The organism is Thermophagus sp. OGC60D27 (assembly GCF_052400625.1).
Taxonomy (GTDB): Bacteria; Bacteroidota; Bacteroidia; order Bacteroidales; family Marinilabiliaceae; genus Thermophagus.
Genome location: NZ_JBQTGH010000011.1, coordinates 104911 through 126025, shown reverse-complemented (window position 1 = coordinate 126025; position 21115 = coordinate 104911). Strand labels below are relative to the sequence as shown.

Here is a 21115-nt window from a genome sequence, read left to right as displayed (position 1 = left end):
AATCTCAACAGCCTAAATTTCAAAGGTACAGCCTTCTTCTGCGATCCAGGCATTTTCAAATACCTGACGGGCTTCCTCTACAAAAGGATCAAGATTTTTGTACCGAGATGAAAAATGCCCCAGCAAGAGTTTACCGACCCGAGCCCTATGAGCCACTTCCGCAGCCTGACGGGCAGTACTGTGAAAGGTTTTTCCGGCCAGTTCTTCATTATCCGATAAAAATGTGGATTCATGATAAAGAACATCAACATTCTGAACAGCAGTTATCACATTTTCACTAAACCGGGTATCGGTACAAAATGCATAACTTTTAGATGGCGTTGGAGGAAGCGTCAGCATATTGTTGGGGATCAACACTCCATCCTCCCCTAAATAATCTTCACCTCTTTTTAATTTGGGCAACCATTTAAGCGGAATCCGATAAAAGTCACATTTTACTTTATCAATTTTCCGTTCTTTAATTTTTTCCCTAAATAAAAACCCCATTGCAGGAATTCGATGTTCCAAAGGAATGGTATTAACTTCAAGTAAGTCGTCTTCATATATCACTTGCTGCAGCCCGGGATTTACACCATGAAAAACTACCTGAAAAGGCAAATTACGACAAAAATATTCAAGCCATGGCTTCAGTAGAATTTCAAGATCAGCCAAAGCATATATATGCAAATCGGCGGTACGCCCCAACAAACCCAAGGAGGAAATTAGTCCTGGTAAACCAAAGACATGATCGCCATGAAGGTGGGATATAAAAATATGATGAATGCGTCCAAAGTGCACCCTGTTACGGCGTAACTGCAGCTGAGTTCCTTCTCCGCAATCAATCAAAAAAAACCGCCCCGATGCGTTAAGCACCTGGGCGGTTGGATTTCTTTCGGATGTGGGAAGTGCTGAATTACTGCCAAGAATAGTGACAGATAACCCCATATACACTCTATTTTTTACCGATTGATTGTCGCATCATTTGAATGCCATTCTCTGTATCAGGTGCAATGTTTAAAACAGTGTCCAACTGTGAGACCGCAATAAGCCGTTCAACCGCAGGTTGAAGACCCGAAATGATAAAGACTCCTTCGGCATTTTTACACAACCGATTGGCGACAAGTATGGAGCTCAATCCCGATGAATCGCAATAGTTACATTGGCTCAAATCAAGCAATATATTCTTCTCTCCGTTTCCGGAAAGCAGTACAATTTCTGACTTAAGATTGGGGGCTATATTGGTGTCGAGTTTTTCCTTCAACACCTTAACCACCATGAAATCGTCGAGTTTATCAATTTTAAAGTCCATATAATGTCACCCCTTTATTTTAAAAACTATTCTTCACTCTTTTTATCCTTGGCTTCATCTTTCTTTTCTGAGGCCTCCATTTGATCTTTCAATGCCGCCAGTTCAGTGATGTCACCAAGAGTGGTTTTTTCCAGGCTTTCTTTCAGTTTACGAACTCCTTTCTTGGTATTCTTGGCTTGTGCCATTTTAGCCGATTGTTCGTCAGAACGCTTTTCATCCTCGAATACACGAGAATGCGACAAAATGATACGTTTGGTTCCTTTATTGAACTCAATAACCTTGAAAGGCAGCTTCTCATCAGCTTTTGCCTGACTTCCGTCTTCTTTTACCAGATGACGAGGAGTTGCGAACCCTTCAACACCGTATGGTAATGCAATTACGGCACCTTTATCGAAAATGTCAACAATAGTTCCTTCATGAATAGAATCTACAGTGAAGATAGATTCAAAGACATCCCAGGGATTTTCTTCCAACTGTTTGTGTCCGAGGCTAAGACGACGGTTCTCTTTGTCAATATCCAAGACAACGACTTCAATATCTTCTCCAACGTTGGTAAACTCAGCAGGGTGTTTTACCTTTTTCGTCCAAGAAAGATCTGAAATGTGGATCAAGCCGTCAATTCCTTCTTCAATTTCCACAAAAACGCCGAAATTGGTAAAGTTACGAACTTTAGCTTTGTGTTTGCTACCAACCGGATATTTAACCTCGATATCATCCCAAGGATCTGGCTTCAATTGCTTCATGCCCAGGGACATTTTACGCTCTTCCCTGTCAAGGGTAATAATTTGTGCTTCCACTTCATCTCCCACTTTCAGGAAGTCTTGTGCACTGCGCAAGTGTTGCGACCAAGACATTTCAGATACGTGGATCAACCCTTCAACACCTGGTGCGATTTCAACAAAAGCGCCATAATCCGCCATAACAACCACTTTACCTTTCACCACGTCTCCAACTTTCAGATTGGCATCCAAGGAATCCCAAGGATGAGGCGTTAATTGTTTCAATCCAAGCGCAATACGCTTTTTCTCGTCGTCGAAATCGAGAATTACAACGTTCAGTTTTTGATCCAACTGTACAATTTCTTCGGGGTGAGAAACACGGCCCCAAGAAAGATCGGTTATATGGATCAGACCATCTACCCCGCCAAGATCGATAAACACCCCATAAGATGTGATGTTTTTGACGGTTCCTTCCAATACCTGACCTTTTTCCAGTTTGGAAATAATTTCTTTCTTCTGTTGTTCAAGTTCTGCTTCAATAAGCGCTTTGTGCGATACCACCACGTTTTTGAATTCAGGATTGATTTTAACCACTTTGAATTCCATGGTTTTACCCACAAACATATCATAGTCACGAATGGGCTTCACATCAATTTGTGATCCCGGAAGGAAAGCTTCAATACCAAAGACATCTACAATCATACCACCTTTGGTGCGGCACTTGATGTATCCTTTGATGACTTCATCTTTTTCCAGGGCTTCATTAACACGATCCCAAGAACGAAGAGCCCGAGCTTTCTTGTGTGAAAGAACCAACTGTCCCTTTTTGTCTTCCTGACTTTCCACATAAACCTCTACAGGGTCTCCCACTTTTAGATCGGGATTGTAACGAAACTCATTGCGGCTGACAATGCCATCAGATTTGAAACCGATATTGATGACAACCTCACGCTTGTTCATAGCGATCACGGTTCCCTCAATCACCTCTTTTTCAGAAATAGTGGAAAGGGTTTTGTCATAGAGTTTTTCTAACTCTATTTTTTCTGCTCCTTTGGCTTCAACCACCAAATCACCGCTTTCATACTTTTCCCAGTCAAAATCAGCATCAGATGTCTCTGCGGTTTCAACATTACGGTTTTGGGGTTTTTCTTCTCCCCGAAGCTCTCCACTGGAGGCTGATTCTACTTTCTCTGCCTGATTTTCAGGACTTTCATTTACTTCAGAAACATTTTCCTGCTCCTGCAAGTTTTCTTTTTCTTCTAATTCTGCCATTAATTAAACCTCGCAAAATCTATTGGTTAGACATTATATTGTTTAAAAATCGGTGCAAAAATAGGAACTTTTCTAACAAAACAAACAATAATAACCTAATTTTATCATAGTTAAAAACTCATTTATTCACAGTCATCAAGCTGTTATATTTCCCCAATCAACGTTAACAACCGATTTGGCACTAAAATTAAAGCTTAAACCTCAAAATGTCAATTTTTTAAAATCCCTTTAACGATGGGGCTCGTCACTCGATAATTTCCATTAAATAAACGAGGATACAAAAATGTTTCCTTGACCATTTTTGTATCCACTCACCGAACAACTTTAATCCCTTCCAAGCCTTTTAACACCCTCCTCAAAAAATGGCATTTGGTAAAAATTAAGTAGAACCCCTGAACCCATTCCCTTGAAAAGACAACCGACTGACAACTTGGACCATCGAACACCTACCATATGTTCGGATAACAATAATTGCGCCCCCCCCCGAAACAAAAAAATTTACTTCCAGCAATAATTTTCATATTTTTGACCTTATCAAAATTAAAGGTGCGTAAAAAACAATATGATTAATTTAAAATCAGCGCACGAAACTATTAAATTCAAAATACTTAGATTATGAAAATATCAATTGTCGGAACCGGTTATGTCGGATTGGTTACAGGAACTTGTTTTGCTGACACCGGCGTTAACGTTACCTGTGTAGATATCGACGAAGAAAAAATAACCAACCTGAAAAACGGAATTGTACCTATATATGAACCGGGTTTGGAAAACATGATCAAATCCAATGTGGAAAAAGGACGGCTCCACTTCACAACCAGCCTTAAAGAAAGCCTGGACCAGACAGAAGTCATCTTTATTGCTGTTGGCACACCTCCCGGCGAGGACGGCAGTGCTGATCTAAGACATGTACTGGCGGTAGCCAGTGAAATTGGGAAATATCTGGATCATTCCATCGTGGTGGTGACCAAAAGTACTGTTCCAATCGGAACAGCAGATAAAGTCAGAAAAGCGATTCGCGAAGGATTAGAACAGCGTGGCGAGGATATTCCATTTTATGTAGCCTCCAACCCGGAATTCTTAAAAGAAGGAAATGCCGTTGAAGATTTTCTGAAACCCGACCGAATTGTTGTGGGTACCGATTCCGAAGAAGCAGAAAAAGTCATTCGGCGACTTTACAAACCTTTCTTGCTCAACAACCATCCCATTCTCTTCATGGATATTCCCTCGGCCGAACTTACAAAGTATGCTGCCAATGCCATGCTAGCCACAAAAATCAGTTTTATGAATGACATTGCCAATTTATGCGAATTGGTGGGCGCTGATGTTAATATGGTGCGTAAAGGTATCGGGAGCGACAGCCGTATAGGCAACAAGTTCATCTACCCCGGAATCGGATATGGGGGAAGCTGTTTCCCAAAAGATGTAAAAGCCATTATTCGTACCGCCAATTCCTATAACTACCCGCTGAGACTCCTTCAGGCTGTAGAGGCCATTAACGAAGACCAAAAAAGAATCATGGCAGCCAAGGTGAAAAATTACTTTAAAAACGAATTAAAAGATAAAACCTTTGCCATATGGGGACTCAGCTTTAAACCTAATACCGATGATATGCGTGAAGCTCCATCGAAGGTTATCATTCACGAACTCCTCGAAGCCGGAGCTCATGTAAAAGCTTATGATCCCGTGGCAATGGACGAAGCAAAAAAGGAATTTAAAGATACCATACAATACGGACAAGATCCATATGATGTTCTCATTGAAGCGGATGGCTTACTCCTCCTTACCGAATGGCCTGAATTCCGAATTCCGAATTACAAAGTGATGTCTAAATTAATGAATCACAAAGTAGTATTCGATGGAAGAAACATCTATGATATCAACGAAATGAACGAAAACGGATTCGATTATTTTGGCATTGGCCTTTCAAAAAAGTAGAAACCAACAACATTAAATAATGAAGCGAATATTAGTTACCGGAGGGGCCGGTTTCATTGGGTCACATCTTTGCGACACCCTTATTGCGCAGGGACATGATGTTATTTGTCTGGACAATTATTTCACAGGCTCCAAACACAATATCAGACACCTGATGGGCAATCCTTACTTCGAATTGGTGCGTCACGATGTTACCCACCCCTACTTTGTGGAAGTAGATGAGATATACAATCTGGCCTGTCCTGCCTCTCCCATCCATTACCAGTACAATCCCATAAAAACCATCAAAACATCGGTAATGGGTGCCATCAATATGTTGGGACTGGCCAAACGCATCAAAGCGAAAATATTGCAGGCGTCAACCAGTGAAGTCTACGGTGATCCACTGATTCATCCTCAGGTAGAAAATTACTGGGGAAACGTAAATCCTATCGGGATACGTTCTTGTTATGACGAAGGAAAACGCTGTGCCGAAAGTCTATTCATGAATTATCATCGGCAGAATCAGGTCAAAATTAAAATCATCCGTATTTTTAATACCTACGGGCCCAGAATGAATCCCAACGACGGAAGAGTAGTATCCAACTTCATCGTTCAAGCCCTTAAAAACAAACCTATCACCATTTTCGGAGATGGAAATCAAACCAGAAGTTTTCAATATATTGACGATCTGGTCGATGGCATGTTGCGAATGATGAACTCCAGAGATGACTTCTTAGGCCCCGTCAATATTGGTAACCCTCATGAATTTTCCATGCTTGAATTGGCAAAACAAGTGCTGGACATCACCGGATCTCGCTCTAAAATTGTGTTTGAACCATTGCCTGAAGATGATCCAACGCAACGTCAGCCTGACATATCACTGGCAAAAAAAGAGCTCAACAATTGGGAACCCAAAGTTCAGCTGCGCGAGGGATTGACAAAAACCATTGAATATTTTGACCAGTTGTTGAAAAAACAGGAATAACAAAACAACTTCTTTAATTTCAACATTTTCTTATCTATGACACAGTACAAAGGTATCATTCTGGCCGGGGGCTCCGGGACACGCCTTTATCCAGCCACCCGAAGCATTTCCAAACAGATCATTCCCATTTACGATAAACCTATGATCTACTATCCCCTGTCGGTTCTGATGCTTGCAGGAATTCGGGATATTTTAATTATATCTACACCGGACGACCTGCCCCTATACCGGAGATTATTCAAAGACGGAAACCAATGGGGATTGCATTTTGAATATGCCGAACAACCCTCTCCCGATGGATTGGCACAAGCATTCCTGATTGGAGAAAAATTTATCGGCAATGATCCGGTTTGTCTCATCTTGGGGGACAATATATTTTACGGGTATGAATTTAGCCGAATCCTCAACGGGGTAAAAGCCGAAGAGGATCGCGCCGTCATTTTCGGCTACTATGTCAATGACCCGCAACGCTATGGAGTCGCAGAATTTGATGAGAAGGGCAACGTACTCAGTATTGAAGAAAAACCCAAACATCCCAAATCCAACTATGCCATTACCGGACTTTATTTTTATCCCCCCGATGTGGTTCAAAAGGCCAAAACTTTAAAACCTAGTCAACGTGGGGAGCTCGAAATAACTGATCTGAACCGTCTTTTCCTCAATGAAAAAAGACTAAAAACACAACTGCTGGGTCGAGGGATGGCATGGCTCGATACCGGCACCCACGACAGTCTCCTTCAGGCCGCCAATTTCATCTCTACCATCGAAAAAAGACAAGGCCTAAAAATCGCTTGTATAGAAGAAATCGCCTATAAAAAAGGATACATCAACAAGGAGCAACTGATACAACTGGCAGAGCCCCTGAAAAAAAATGATTACGGCCAATATCTCATAAAAATAGCAGAACAAAATCTGAAAAACATTCAAAAACAACTATAACCTTTCATGCAGGTACACAAAACTAAAATTCCCGGCCTCTTAATTGTTGAGCCGAATATACATGGAGATAAAAGAGGATATTTTTTTGAATCCTATCACGAAAACAGATATCAACAATCTGGCATCCCTGCTCGATTTGTCCAGGACAATGTTTCTTCTTCAATTCGGGGAGTGGTAAGAGGGCTTCATTACCAGTTGGCACCTTTCGCACAGGCCAAGCTTATCCACGTCTTAAAAGGTAAAGTGCTGGATGTGGCGGTGGATTTGCGCAAAGGATCTCCCACCTTCGGTGAGTATTATGCAATAGAACTAAGCGATGAAAACCATCTTCAGTTTTTTATACCCAGAGGGATGGCCCATGGATTCTCGGTGCTTAGCGACGAGGTTATCTTTTCCTATAAATGCGACAACTTATACAACAAAGAAGCAGAACGAGGAATTATCTTTAACGACCCAACATTAAACATCGACTGGCAAATCCCTGATAAGGACATTATTGCATCAGAAAAGGATATTATACTGCCAACATTTAATGAGGCCGAACATAATTTTGATTTTAAAGTTGAAATATAATGCCCAAAATACTTATAATAGGCAAAGAAGGACAACTGGGAAGTACCTTTCACAAGCTGACTTGGGAGTTTCCACAAGAACAAGTCACCTTCACCACCATCGACCAGATGGATCTTTCCAATCCAACTTCCATTAAAGAATTTTTTGTTGACAAAGCTTTCGATTTCATTATTAATTGTGCGGCTTACACGGCCGTTGACAAAGCTGAAGAGGAGTCTGACACGGCTTATCAACTAAATGCCGAAGCCCCGGCCCTCATCGCTCGTGAGGCTGCACGATTAAGGGCTCTATTCGTTCATATCTCCACCGATTACGTATTTGATGGAAGACATTTTCGGCCATTATCCCCCAACGACACCCCCAATCCTGTATCTATTTACGGAAAATCGAAATTAAAAGGTGAAAAGGAAGTGTTACGGATTCATCCTGATAGCATCATTATACGTACCTCTTGGCTTTATTCCATTTATGGGCAGAACTTTCTAAAAACCATGATTCGATTGGGGAAAGAAAAACAATCCTTGAATGTGGTTTTCGATCAGATCGGGACCCCCACTTTTGCAGAAGATCTGGCTTCCTCGATTCTTTCCATTATTCAGAATATTACCACCGGACAAACCAAGGCGATGCCCGGAGTCTATCACTATTCCAACGAAGGAGTCTGCAGTTGGTACGATTTCGCAAAAGCGATTTTCAGGATAACAGGAATAGATTGTAATGTAATACCTGTAACATCAGACTACTACCCCACCAAAGCAAAACGCCCCTACTATTCTGTTTTGGATAAATCACTTATTAAACAAACATACGGCATTGCGATACCACATTGGCAAGAGAGCCTGGTACGTTGTCTGAAACAGTTGAAGATGTTTTAATTCACAACCCTAAAAACGATTTTCCATCTGAACAGTTTGAGTCCCATTTTCAGACGTAGATTTTCAACTTATAATAATTCTGTTTCCATTTCGGCCTATGAAGTCAAGCCTAAAATGCAGGTTCCTTTTTTAGAAAAAAATTTAAAAGAAAGAACCTGATTCTAATTTTATTCAACAATAAACAGTCCGATTCCATTGAAGATGCAACGAAGGAACTTATTCCTTGCTAAAAAACTAATTTCTCACAACAGAATGATCAGGTTTTGTTTCTAAATTCCCAATGAAGGTACCCCTTGAGCAAAGTTCCTTTCTAGGGTTTCAATTTCTCAAGTAAAAAGGTCCATCAAAACAGAAAAATTCAGTATTTTTACATATTGCAGGCAAAACCCCAACGGGGCACCAATCTGCCTGACAAAAAAATAATCCCAGCAGAGGGGAAAAAACATAAGCAATAACAAATTTTCCATTAGCCAGAAATTAAAATGTTAAGATATGACAAGTAAAAACATACCTGAGCAAGTAAAACAAAAGGCAGAACTATGGCTCAACGAAAAATATGATCAGGAGACCAGAGCCAAGGTGAAGGAAATGCTCGAACGCGACGACTCCACCGAATTGATCGATGCTTTTTATAAAGATCTGGAATTCGGGACCGGTGGTTTACGTGGCATTATGGGTGTCGGCAGCAATAGAATGAACAAATATACAGTTGGGGCCGCAACACAAGGACTAGCCAATTATCTGAAAAAAGAGTTTGCCGCGCTTAAGGAAATCAAGGTTGTTATCGGCCACGATTGTCGTAATAATAGTCGTTTTTTTGCAGAAACGGTGGCCAACATTTTTTCTGCCAATGGCATTAAAGCTTACTTATTTGACGACCTACGTCCCACGCCGGAAATTTCTTTTGCCATTCGAGAACTCAAGTGTCAAAGCGGTGTGATTCTGACCGCCTCTCACAATCCCAAAGAATATAACGGTTATAAAGCCTATTGGGTAGATGGGGCACAAATTGTTGGACCACATGACAAAAACATCATTGAAGAGGTAAGGAAGATTACAGATGTTAATGATATAAAATTCGACGGCAATGATGATCTCATCGAAATATTGGGAACTGATATCGATGAAAAATTCATAGATAAAGTTGCATCCCTATCCTTCAATCCGGACATAATTGAGCGGCAAAAAAACATGAAAATTGTCTTCAGCCCAATACATGGAACCACCGTAAAGATTCTTCCTGCCGCCTTGAAACGAATAGGGTTTGAAAACATCATCCATGTTCCGGAGCAAGATGTGGTAAGCGGCGATTTCCCAACCGTAGTATCTCCCAACCCCGAAGAACCGGCAGCACTGGAAATGGCCATTGCAAAAGCCAAGGAAACCAATGCGGATCTGGTTGTTGCCACCGACCCCGACGGGGACAGACTGGGCATTGCTGTACGTAACGAAAAGGGAGAGTTTATCCTGGTAAACGGGAACCAAACAGCCATTTTGCTCACCTGGTATATGCTGAATCAATGGAAAGAGAAAGGACGATTAACAGGAAATGAGTTCACCGTTAAAACCATTGTAACTTCAGAAATGATCAAAACCATTGCCGATGCTGCGGGGGTAGAATGTTTCGACACCTATACCGGCTTTAAATGGATCGCCAGTGTAATTAGGGAATTTGAAGGTAAAAGAAAATACATCTGTGGTGGAGAAGAAAGCTACGGTTTTCTGCCGGGCGATTACGTGCGCGATAAAGATGCAGTAGGTGCGGTGGTTATGATCTCTGAAATTGCAGCCATGGCAAAAGATCAAGGGAAATCACTGTTTGAATTATTGCTGGATATCTATATCAAATATGGTTTTTCGCAGGAAAAAATGAAATATATCGTGCGGAAAGGAAAAAGTGGGGCGGAAGAGATTCAAGCGATTATGAAAAAATTCAGAGAAACGCCACCAACTCAACTGGGTGGATCAAAAGTTACCTTGATCAAAGATTTCCTCACCCTAAAAGTTAAAAATGCAGTAACCGGCGAGGTAATGAATATCACAGATAAGCCGGCAACATCAAATGTCCTCCAATTTTTTACTGAAGACGGATCCAAAGTATCTGTGCGACCCTCCGGCACCGAGCCCAAAATTAAATTTTATTTTGAGGTTAAAGATCAATTGAACAACCGGGCTGAATTTAATGAGGTAACAGAAAAAGCAATTAACAAAATAGACTGTATAATGAAGGATATGGAGATTTAAAAAATGAACCATACATGATCAATTTAACGAAACACAAAAGAGGCTGTATAAATCTGGATCATGTAAGTGACATTCGACCCATAACTCAAATAAATTTTGACGAAAATAATTTGGATATTGGAAATTAAAGGTTGGATTGGGAAATAGGAATCAAGTTTTAAACAGATCATTCATTCAACACAATCCCCTACATTTCAACAAAATATAAAGCAGGAACCAGGTTGATATCCGTTCCTGCTTTTTTCTTCCCAGAAAGGTGTTGGGGCTATTATGCCTTTCGATCCACTATCTATCAGCCAATCTAGCATACATCTATACCTTACTTATTTAATCACATTTTTGAAAAACACAATGCATAATAGAACCAGAGACCAAATGGTTATTCAAAAAAGGAATCCGGAAAATTGACCAAATAGAGGCGGTCTGTAGCCCGAGTAATTGCTGTATAAAGCCAACGAAGCAGGTCCCGGGACAAGTAATCCTCCGTAAAATATCCCAAATCAACAAAAACAGCTTTCCATTGTCCTCCCTGCGATTTATGACATGTCATAGCATAAGCAAACTTCACCTGAAGAGCATTGTAAAAATCATTCTCTCGCGTTTGCTGATATTGTTTTTTAGCATCGGCAACCTCCTGATAATCATTTTTTACCTCATAAAAGAATTTCTCTTGTTCTTCCCGATTGAGCCCTGCACCGGGGGTCATCAAGGAATCAAGTATGATTCGCGTATCAAATTCTATCTCTTTATAATCGACCAATCGCAATACCACATCTGCAAAATGGTAGCCATACAGATTCTGGTATTTTAATATCCTACTCACTTCTGCAATATCTCCGTTGGCAATAAAATTGACCTCTTTATGATCCTTAAGCCAATGGTAGTTGTTTTTCATAATCAATAAGTAATCTCCAACAGACAGTTGTTCCTCCCTGAAGAGAATGGTATTGCGTATGCCTTGGTTATAAAGATTGGCTCTTTTGTTGGTGCGACAAACAACAAGCGTTTCTTCTAATCCGTAATGGTTATAGCAGTAATCAAGCTCCTCGGTAAGCGCAGCTCCGGAAATACGAAAAACATCTGTAAACCCATGAGTCCGAAATTTTGGAAAACCGATGGATCCGATACTCTCATCGAGCATATTGCGAAGTCGGGTAGCATTAAAAAGAATTCCACTATCATTTTTCTGACGCACCACATGAGTCAGTACGGCAGAATAAACATCGCAGCCAAATGCCTCCAAGTTACCCGTTTCCAGAGCAGGACTGTAATCGGTGCCAACGGGAGGAAGCTGTGCATCGTCGCCAATGAGCAACAGCCGGCAATTTTCCCCCTGATACACAAAATTAACCAAATCATCCAGAAGGCGACCTGACCCAAAAAATCCGCCCCCCCCATCATTGGCAATCATAGAGGCTTCATCGACCACAAACAACGCATTTTTATGCAAGTTGCGATCAAGGGCAAAAGCAGCAAATCCATCACGCGACGATTTTTGCCGATAGATTTTCTTATGAATGGTATAGGCAGGAATACCAATACTATTGCTCAACACTTTTGCGGCCCGACCAGTTGGTGCCAACAATATAGACCTCTGCCCCAATTCATTCAAGACCTGAATTATGGCCCGCACAAGCGTAGTTTTTCCTGTCCCGGCATAACCTCGTAAAATAAAGGCTGAATGACTCTGAGGCTCTGTCAAAAACCGAACCATCAAGTCGATGCTACGACTCTGAGAAGAGGTTGGTTGAAATCCAAATTGGCTTAAAATTTTCTCCTTTAAAAAATCATTTATCATAGCAACACTTCTGCCCGAAATATATTTTTGAATTTTGGAAGCTTAATTATTCTTATTTGAAAGGCTGTCTGACAAAATTTTCTTTCAAAGGAATAAAAAAAGAAAGGTACAGACAAAGATTTTTTAATTATTTGAAAGAAAGAAATGGGGCTTTGAATTTTTTTTTAAATTTGTGCATTCAAACCAAAAAATCAAAATCAGAAAAATAATGAAAACAGCCATCCAGATTATTCTGACTATTGCCATCCTTACGTTAGGGTACTTGTGTTGGGAGAGTATTCAAAAACCCGTACGATTTAAAGCAGCCCTTAAGACACGGCAGGAGAAAGTAATTGACCGCCTTCAGGGTATTCGAAAAGCCCAAAGAGCGTATAAATCCCTTTATGGCAAATTTACCGGTAGCTTTGACACGCTTATCAATTTTGTCGAAACCGATTCTCTGCCTTTGGTGCGCATGGAAGGACGTCTGACTGACAGCATGATTGCAGAAGGAATGACAGAGTTGAAAGCACTTAAACTGGGGATCATTAAACGGGATACATCCTTTATTGCTGTCAAAGATTCTCTTTTTGGAACCAATTTCATTGCCGACTCTTTACGCTTTATACCTTTTACCAAAGACAAAGAGTTTGAAATGGCTGCAACTTCGCTGGAAACCGCTTCCGGTGTTGAAGTGCCTGTATTCGAAGCTAAGGTACATAATGACATCTTCCTGAATGGGCTTGACAGACAGCTTATTTTTAACCTGAATGAAGAAGCAGAAGCCTATGAAAAGTATCCCGGACTTAAAGTGGGTTCATTAACCGAAGCCAACAACAGTGCGGGTAACTGGGAATAAATATAAATTTTTGACTTATGGTTCCCGACCTTTCGTTCGTTGATGAAACTTTTGACGCAAATATTTCATCGTCATATTTTTTATCCATCCAGGTCTGCCTGGATGGATTTTCTTTTTCCACCCTGGACCCGGTGCGTAATAAGTACATTCAGTTCAGACATTATGCCTTTAAAAATTCTGTAAAGAAAAAGGAACTTCCTCAATTAACCGACCAACTTTTTAATGAAAGTGAACTCCTAAATTTACCCTTCAGAAGAGTATTTATTCTGATACCAACCCGTTATTCTACCATTGTCCCATCAGGCCTTTTTAAACCTGAAGAAGCCTCCCAATGGCTTCATTTCACCCACCAGGTGCCAGAAAATTATCAGGTGAGCTACACACAAATGAAGTTATCAGATGGTTGGAATGTTTTTGCCATCCCTTCCGATCTTCACTCTATTTTCCAAAGACAATTTCCCGGACCTATTTTTTTTCAGCAGTATGTTCCCATGACTGAGACCAAACTAGCCATCAGCCGTCCCGGGGCAAGCAAAACACAACTAATAATCAACTTGCAACGAGATTATTTTGATGTGGTAGTAATAGAGAACAACAACCTCAAGCTTTGCAACTCTTTTCTCATAAAAGGCGAAAATGACCTCATTTACTACACTCTTTTTGTTTTTGATCAACTACAACTGTCTCCAATAAAAACAGAGCTCCAAATCACCGGCCACCATCCGGATTTTAACACCATAAAAAAAACTCTTGAAAAATACATTAAACATGTAAAACAGCCCGGATTACCCTCTGGCTTTCAATACAGCTATCTATTCAAGGAAGTCCCGGGACATCAGTTTCACAACTTGTTAAGTATGGCATCATGCGTATCGTAAGTGGCCAACTCAAAGGCAGAAGATTTTCACCTCCGGCATCCTTCAAAGCCAGACCTACGACCGATCTTGCAAGAGAAGGATTGTTCAACATACTCAATAACCTCATTGATTTTGATCGGCAGATTGTTTTAGACCTTTTTAGTGGCACAGGTGCCATCTCCTACGAATTTGCATCTCGTGGTTGTGAATCCATTACGGCCATCGAAAAAAACTATAACCACTTTTCATTTATCAAGAAAACCGCTCAACAATTGGGGTTGAACAACCAGATTAAAGTTATCAAAGCCGATGTATTCAAGTATCTGGAAAGGAATGATAAGAAGTATACCTTCATCTTTGCTGATCCTCCCTATAATCTGGCTGAATTAGAAGAGTTGCCTCCAAAGGTTATGAATGGACAATGGCTGACCGATGACGGTCTTTTTGTTTTGGAACATAGTCCTACCCATAATTTTGAAAATACCCCATTCTTCTGGCAATCTCGCCACTATGGAAAGGTCAATTTTTCTTTCTTTAGATTTGAATAATATTCGAAGGCAATTAGAACAATCAAACTAAAACCCTTAAAACAACAAAAGAGCTATCCTGATGGATAACTCTTTTGCGGTCTGGACGGGACTCGAACCCGCGACCTCCGGCGTGACAGGCCGGCATTCTAACCAGCTGAACTACCAGACCTAAAAATGTCTGTTTTTATTACTTTCCGATGGCGGTCTGGACGGGACTCGAACCCGCGACCTCCGGCGTGACAGGCCGGCATTCTAACCAACTGAACTACCAGACCGGAAAGATGTGCTTCCCTTTGTTTTTAAAGCGTTGCAAAGATAATGGTTCTTTTTTATTCTGCAATAAAAATTGCATCGAAAATCTCCATTTTTTTCATTTTTTTCATTCAAAAATGGCTGCCAACTTTGACGATCCCAAAATTAACAGCCATCAAGCTCCACAACTGATGTGGCAAATTACCCTTTACTCATTAGAAGCAAAGTGATTATGTTTTTTTAGCAAACCTCCAACGGTCATAATCTCCAAATAAGTAGTTCCGCCACCGATACCAAAACTTCCACCCAGATAAGCCACCAGCTCATCATTTTTAATGGTATGGAATTTCTTTAATCGCTGGAGGGTATTGCTCAATATTTCGCTTTTTGACCTTCCCGGTTCTGTTAACTCCGGAAAGACACCATAAGATAGGGCCAGCTGACGACCAACACGCTTATTATAACAAAGGGCAATAACCGGATTGGGGCCTCGAAAAGCAGCCAAATATCGGGCCGTTTTTCCGGAAAGGCTGTCGGTCAACACGGCTTTAATATCCAGCTCTTTTGAAGCCTTTACAGCCGTATCGGCCAAATAGGCGGTAATATCATGTTTTACCACATCCACAGGGATATCATTTCGACTATCTTTAGCCGCCTCCACTTCTTTTGCAATACGCGACATGGTTTCTACAGATTCCACAGCATATTTCCCATAAGCAGTCTCCCCACTAAGCATAATAGCATCGGTACGATAGTAAATGGCGTTGGCCACATCGGTCACTTCGGCTCTGGTAGGTCGAGGATTACTAATCATGGAGTGCAACATCTGCGTGGCCACAATAACTGGTTTTTTGGCTTCCACACATTTCCGGATCAACTTACGCTGCAAACCCGGTATTTTTTCTTGTGGAATTTCTATACCCAAATCACCACGGGCAACCATTACGCCGTACACGTGTTCCAAAATTTCATCAATCTTTTCTACCCCCTCCTGATTTTCAATTTTGGCTATTATCTTAACCAAACTGTCATGTTCATCCAATATTTTTTGAACTTCTAATACGTCTTCTTTATTCCTTACAAAAGAATGCGCGATAAAATCCAGATCATTTTCAATGGCATACAGAATAAACCCCTTATCTCGCGAAGTTAACGATGGCAGATTAATACGTACCCCCGGAACGTTGACACTTTTCCGACTTCCCAGAATCCCATCATTCAGGACCTTACATCTTAAGCCCTCACTATTTTTTTCAAGAACTTCCAGCCCTAATTCTCCATCATCTATCAATATATTGGTTCCTACAGAAACATCTTTGGCAATGAGCGGATAAGAAACGCAAATTTTTTCATTGGTAGTCTTTCCATCAGGATCACCGATCAGAAGAATCTCCGATCCGGCCTTCAGTTCAATATCTTCATCCGATTTGGTGGTTCTCACTTCCGGCCCTTTAGTATCTATCAGTATGGCAATTTCATCCGAAACTTCTCTGATATTAGTAACGATCTTATTTAAACCATCAAAATCCAGATGGGCGGTATTTAACCTGGCCACATTCATCCCGGCATCGAATAGTTCCCTAATAAAATCAACCTCACACCTTTTGTCTGAAATAGTTGCAACAATTTTGGTGAATTTCTTCATTCCCTGTAATTTTTAAAAATATATATTACTCAATACTTCCTTATATTTTTCAACAGCCTTCCGGAAAAAATGATCATTTCGTCCAATTGGCTAATAAAAATGCAAAACACAAAGGCACAATAAATAATCTGATTTACATAATTTTAAACCAATTAAAATCCCTAAAACTTATTTTTACTGATTGACAAGTGCCTGAACGGCCAACCGATAGGAGTCGAGCCCAAAACCACAGATTACCCCCCTACATACAGGAGAAAGAAAAGAGTGATGCCGGAAATGTTCCCGCTTAAAGACATTGGATATATGAACTTCTATTACCGGCGCCTCCACGGCTGCAATAGCATCGGCAAGAGCTATAGAAGTATGTGTATACGCCCCGGCATTTAATATAATTCCGAAATCCGAAAAGCCATATTCATGAATTTTATTAATCAAGTCCCCTTCCTGATTAGACTGATAGTACTCAATATGAGTATTCGGAAATGTTTTTTGTAAAGTATCCAGGTAATTCTCGAAAGATTCCTTTCCGTACATTTGAGGTTCGCGGACACCCAATAAATTCAAATTGGGTCCATTGACTATGAGAATTTTCATTGAAATATCAATTTATTTGGGTGCAAAAATACGATATCAATATAAAATAAAAAACCACGGCAAAAACATTTTACAACAACCTGTCAAACAATCCATTTACTCCACCCGAACAGCCATCCAAACCAGCTAAACGTAACAATATATTACAAATTCTTTTGAGATCCCGATTTTTTTAAACAATATTTGCGTTTTCGTAAAAAAGTTCAGAGACTTTAACCGATAATAATTTTTTTAATTCACTGATCTTTATTTTTAACCGATAAATTATTATCTTAGCGCTAATGAACAAAAAAGATAATCTTTGACGGTTAGAGAAAATCAGAATAAAATAAGATGTCAAAGGAAGAATATTCCAAATCAAATCACCTGACTCCACCCTCTTACATTTCGATTAAATTCAAGGGATGAAAATGATTGCGTTTTGCTGGCCAACAAAGATTAACACAGGCCTTAAGACACAGAAACATGCCTATAATAAGTTTAACTTCAATCCTGCCCCACCAAGTCTATTTAGGTCTATTTATTGAATGACTACGCCTGTTAGTTTCTGTTTTTGTAAGGCAATCATAAAAAAGCTTAAACAAATTACTGATCTACAGTAGAATTAATATTTACATTTACAATTTTGCGTTGTATATTTACATGAGATTAGAATTGGGTTAATAATAAAACCTTTAAACAAAATATGATAAGAAACAGTTAGAGCAATTTGATTTTTTTGAACACTTAAAATGAACAGCGACATGAATTGGGAACAAGAAGTAAACGGATTTAGAAATTATTTAAAATTGGAAAAGGGCCTCTCCGACAATTCGATCCATGCCTACATCACGGATCTTCTCAAATTGGTGCAATTCCTAAAAGAGAAGGATTATAAGGTAGCCCCTGAAGAAGTTAAACTGGACCATCTGAAAGAGATGATTGCTTGGGTGAACGACAAAGGCATTAGCCCACGTACCCAAGCTAGGATTATTAGCGGAATTAAATCGTTTTACAAATACCTGTTGATAGAAGAAAAAGTGGAAAAAGATCCCACCGCTTTATTGGAAACCCCCAAAGTGGGTCGAAAACTACCGGAGATACTGAGTGTAGAGGAAATTGATACCATCATCAATGCGGTCGACACCAAAAAGCCGGAAGGTCAACGCAACAAAGCCATTTTGGAAACGCTCTACAGTTGCGGACTTAGAGTCTCAGAACTCATCGATCTAAAGATTTCAAACCTCTTTTTCGAATCGGGTTTTGTAAAAATTGAAGGAAAGGGAAGTAAAGAGCGATTGGTACCTATCAGCACCAAAGCCATCAAAGAGATTAATCTTTACTTAAGTGAATATCGTCGGAATTTAAGAATTCATCCAGATCATGAGGATATTCTTTTCCTGAATCGCCGCGGCAAAAAACTCTCCAGAGTAATGATTTTTACCATTATAAAAAACATAACCCGCAAGCTGGGGTTGGAAAAAAACATCAGTCCACATACTTTCCGCCACTCCTTTGCCACCCATCTCATTGATGGCGGAGCTAATTTAAGGGCTGTACAGGAAATGCTTGGACATGAATCCATCATTACCACTGAAATTTACACACATCTGGATAAAGAATATCTAAAAAACACCATTATTCAGTATCATCCAAGGTCGTAACAAACCTTTGATGCGATTTTAATTTACAAACCACAAAAAAGTCTTCAGAAGGTTTTGTGCTGATGGTTGGTTCCATCACATCAAAATCATTGAAGACTTTTTTATATATTATAACAAATCCTAAGTTGTTCTTTCGGTACCTAATGTATATTTTTACGCGTTGAAAAAATAACTGCCCGCCAATCAATAATTTAAACTAATTCTATTTAAAACGGCTGTAAGCAGTTTGTAACAATCAGAAATCAGCAAATCCGGCAGAAAAAAATCCAGAACCTGATAATGACTGTTCAGCAGTTAAAAGTGAATTTTCAGACAAAAAAACATTAAAGATATTTTTCTTTAATGGCTTTTTTTATACTTTTGGCGCTTTAGAAATCAAATAAAATAAATTTACCAATAGTTTAATTAAAACACACAAAATCATGCAAAATTTGGATTTGAGCAAGTACGGGATTACCGGTGTGAAAGAAATTATTCACAACCCCTCGTATGAAGAGTTATTTAAGGAAGAGACCCGTCCTGAACTGGAAGGTTTTGAAAAAGGTGTGGTAACCGAATTAGGTGCTGTTGCTGTGGATACCGGTATTTTCACAGGAAGATCCCCAAAAGACAAATACATTGTAAAAGACGATACCACTAAAGATACTATTTGGTGGACAACAGAACACGCTCCCAATGACAATAAACCTGTTTCACCGGAAGTATGGAACGACCTGAAAGATTTGGCCGTTAAACAGCTCTCTGGTAAAAAACTTTATGTGGTAGATACCTTTTGTGGAGCCAACCCGGACACGCGCCTGAAGATTCGCTTCATTATGGAAGTAGCTTGGCAGGCTCATTTCGTCACCAACATGTTTATTCGTCCAACTAAAGAAGAGCTTGAAAACTTTGGTGAACCCGACTTCGTTTCATTGAACGCTTCAAAAACCACCAATCCAAACTGGAAAGAACATGGTTTAAATTCTGAAGTTTTCACCGTGTTCAACCTCACCGAAAAAATGCACGTTATTGGTGGAACTTGGTATGGTGGTGAAATGAAAAAAGGTATGTTCGCCATGATGAACTACTACCTGCCTCTTCGTGGCATTGCTGCCATGCACTGCTCTGCCAATGTTGGAAAAGACGGCGACACTGCCATTTTCTTTGGTTTGTCAGGAACAGGAAAAACCACGCTGTCAACTGATCCTAAACGTGCACTGATTGGTGATGACGAACATGGATGGGATGATGAAGGGGTTTTCAACTTTGAAGGCGGATGTTATGCTAAAACCATCAACCTGGACAAAGAAGCTGAACCGGATATTTACAATGCCATTAAGCGCGACGCTTTGCTGGAAAATGTTGTAGTGGATGAGAACGGAAAAGTCGATTTCACCGACGGTTCAAAAACTGAAAACACCCGTGTTTCTTATCCAATCTATCACATCCAAAACATTGTTAAGCCGGTTTCAAGAGCAGGACATGCCAAAAAAGTCATTTTCCTGACTGCGGATGCTTTTGGTGTTATGCCTCCGGTTTCAAAACTGACTGCAGAACAAACTAAATACCATTTCCTCTCCGGATTTACCGCCAAACTGGCCGGTACTGAGCGTGGAGTTACCGAACCTGTTCCTACTTTCTCAGCTTGTTTCGGAGAAGCTTTCCTTTCTCTTCACCCCACTAAATATGGCGAAGAACTGGTAAAAAGAATGGAAGCTGCCGGTGCTGAAGCATACCTGGTAAATACCGGATGGAACGGAACCGGAAAACGGATCTCTATCAAAGATACCAGAGCAATTATTGACCGTATCCTTGACGGGTCTATCGAAAAAGCCGAAACCAAAGTTATTCCTATTTTCAATCTGGAAGTGCCTGTTGCTTTGGATGGTGTTAACACCGAAATTCTGGATCCCCGGAATACCTATGCTGATGCTGCAGAATGGGAAAAACGTGCCAAAGACTTGGCTGCCAAATTCATCAAAAACTTCGAAAAATACACTGACAACGAAGAAGGTAAATCTTTGGTAGCTGCTGGTCCTCAGCTTTAATTTAATTAGAGTTTTTGTTTGACCGGAATAATTTTTCCGGCAAAAATTCATAAAAAAAGGGCTGTCCCAAAATGGTGGACAGCCCTTTTCTTTGCATCATTTTCTTATCTGCATTT

At 40.2% G+C, this 21115-nt stretch carries 17 protein-coding genes and 2 tRNA genes; 11 read left to right on the top strand and 8 right to left on the bottom strand.

Features of this window, described 5'->3' with window-relative positions:
• Window positions 1–12 precede the first annotated feature (12 nt).
• The 3 genes from ACT29H_RS13980 to rpsA are packed head-to-tail and all read right to left on the bottom strand — an operon-like array spanning window position 13 to window position 3279.
• Complete coding sequence (locus ACT29H_RS13980) at window positions 13–924, bottom strand: ribonuclease Z (RefSeq protein WP_444822262.1); 912 nt, start codon at window positions 922–924, stop codon at window positions 13–15.
• A gap of 7 nt (window positions 925–931) precedes the next feature.
• On the bottom strand, window positions 932–1288 hold the full coding sequence (locus ACT29H_RS13975; RefSeq protein WP_444822261.1) for an STAS domain-containing protein: 357 nt from the start codon (window positions 1286–1288) through the stop codon (window positions 932–934).
• A gap of 26 nt (window positions 1289–1314) precedes the next feature.
• Window positions 1315–3279 carry a 30S ribosomal protein S1 gene (gene rpsA / locus ACT29H_RS13970; protein WP_444822260.1) on the bottom strand — a complete coding sequence of 655 codons (1965 nt, stop codon included), beginning with the start codon at window positions 3277–3279 and terminating at the stop codon, window positions 1315–1317.
• A 615-nt stretch (window positions 3280–3894) separates the two neighbouring features.
• Here rpsA and ACT29H_RS13965 point away from each other — a divergent pair.
• From ACT29H_RS13965 to ACT29H_RS13940, 6 genes are all read left to right on the top strand, one after another.
• A complete protein-coding gene (locus ACT29H_RS13965) occupies window positions 3895–5217 on the top strand; it encodes a UDP-glucose dehydrogenase family protein (RefSeq protein WP_444822259.1) in 1323 nt (440 codons plus the stop codon).
• A 19-nt stretch (window positions 5218–5236) separates the two neighbouring features.
• The gene (locus ACT29H_RS13960; protein WP_444822258.1) at window positions 5237–6184 is read left to right on the top strand and encodes a UDP-glucuronic acid decarboxylase family protein; all 948 of its coding nucleotides are present in this window, start codon (window positions 5237–5239) and stop codon (window positions 6182–6184) included.
• Between the two features lie 36 nt (window positions 6185–6220).
• The gene (rfbA, locus tag ACT29H_RS13955) at window positions 6221–7123 is read left to right on the top strand and encodes a glucose-1-phosphate thymidylyltransferase RfbA (RefSeq protein WP_444822257.1); all 903 of its coding nucleotides are present in this window, start codon (window positions 6221–6223) and stop codon (window positions 7121–7123) included.
• 6 nt (window positions 7124–7129) lie between these two features.
• A complete protein-coding gene (rfbC, locus tag ACT29H_RS13950) occupies window positions 7130–7696 on the top strand; it encodes a dTDP-4-dehydrorhamnose 3,5-epimerase (RefSeq protein ID WP_444822256.1) in 567 nt (188 codons plus the stop codon).
• On the top strand, window positions 7696–8571 hold the full coding sequence (gene rfbD, locus ACT29H_RS13945) for a dTDP-4-dehydrorhamnose reductase (RefSeq protein WP_444822255.1): 876 nt from the start codon (window positions 7696–7698) through the stop codon (window positions 8569–8571). Before rfbC ends, rfbD begins: the two co-directional genes overlap by 1 nt.
• A gap of 492 nt (window positions 8572–9063) precedes the next feature.
• Window positions 9064–10815 carry a phospho-sugar mutase gene (locus ACT29H_RS13940; RefSeq protein ID WP_444822254.1) on the top strand — a complete coding sequence of 584 codons (1752 nt, stop codon included), beginning with the start codon at window positions 9064–9066 and terminating at the stop codon, window positions 10813–10815.
• A 379-nt stretch (window positions 10816–11194) separates the two neighbouring features.
• On the opposite strand, the gene ACT29H_RS13935 is transcribed toward ACT29H_RS13940, so the two are convergent.
• On the bottom strand, window positions 11195–12613 hold the full coding sequence (locus ACT29H_RS13935; protein WP_444822253.1) for an ATP-dependent DNA helicase: 1419 nt from the start codon (window positions 12611–12613) through the stop codon (window positions 11195–11197).
• 208 nt (window positions 12614–12821) lie between these two features.
• Here ACT29H_RS13935 and ACT29H_RS13930 point away from each other — a divergent pair, with 208 nt between their 5' ends.
• From ACT29H_RS13930 to ACT29H_RS13920, 3 genes are read left to right on the top strand one after another with little or no spacing between them, the layout of a single operon-like run.
• Window positions 12822–13451, top strand: coding sequence for a hypothetical protein (locus tag ACT29H_RS13930; protein ID WP_444822252.1), 630 nt, complete (start codon window positions 12822–12824; stop codon window positions 13449–13451).
• Window positions 13452–13468: 17 nt separating this feature from the next.
• On the top strand, window positions 13469–14329 hold the full coding sequence (locus tag ACT29H_RS13925; protein WP_444822251.1) for a DUF3822 family protein: 861 nt from the start codon (window positions 13469–13471) through the stop codon (window positions 14327–14329).
• Entirely contained in the window at window positions 14317–14856 is a 540-nt protein-coding gene (locus ACT29H_RS13920) for an RsmD family RNA methyltransferase (RefSeq protein ID WP_444822250.1), read from the top strand. The genes ACT29H_RS13925 and ACT29H_RS13920 overlap by 13 nt, the downstream gene beginning before the upstream one ends.
• A 77-nt stretch (window positions 14857–14933) precedes the next feature.
• Here ACT29H_RS13920 and ACT29H_RS13915 read toward each other — a convergent pair.
• The 4 genes from ACT29H_RS13915 to aroQ all read right to left on the bottom strand — a co-directional run bounded on the left by ACT29H_RS13915 (window position 14934) and on the right by aroQ (window position 17329).
• Window positions 14934–15007, bottom strand: a tRNA-Asp gene (locus ACT29H_RS13915).
• Between the two features lie 29 nt (window positions 15008–15036).
• Window positions 15037–15113: transfer RNA gene (locus tag ACT29H_RS13910), tRNA-Asp, on the bottom strand.
• A gap of 185 nt (window positions 15114–15298) precedes the next feature.
• Complete coding sequence (gene pyk / locus ACT29H_RS13905; protein WP_444822249.1) at window positions 15299–16735, bottom strand: pyruvate kinase; 1437 nt, start codon at window positions 16733–16735, stop codon at window positions 15299–15301.
• 174 nt (window positions 16736–16909) lie between these two features.
• On the bottom strand, window positions 16910–17329 hold the full coding sequence (aroQ, locus tag ACT29H_RS13900; RefSeq protein WP_444822248.1) for a type II 3-dehydroquinate dehydratase: 420 nt from the start codon (window positions 17327–17329) through the stop codon (window positions 16910–16912).
• 743 nt (window positions 17330–18072) lie between these two features.
• On the opposite strand from aroQ, the gene xerD reads away from it, so the two are divergent.
• Both xerD and pckA read left to right on the top strand, forming a co-directional pair.
• Window positions 18073–18972, top strand: a complete 900-nt coding sequence (xerD, locus tag ACT29H_RS13895; protein ID WP_444822247.1) for a site-specific tyrosine recombinase XerD — start codon at window positions 18073–18075, stop codon at window positions 18970–18972.
• A 422-nt stretch (window positions 18973–19394) separates the two neighbouring features.
• On the top strand, window positions 19395–20999 hold the full coding sequence (gene pckA, locus ACT29H_RS13890) for a phosphoenolpyruvate carboxykinase (ATP) (RefSeq protein WP_444822246.1): 1605 nt from the start codon (window positions 19395–19397) through the stop codon (window positions 20997–20999).
• Window positions 21000–21115: the final 116 nt, after the last annotated feature.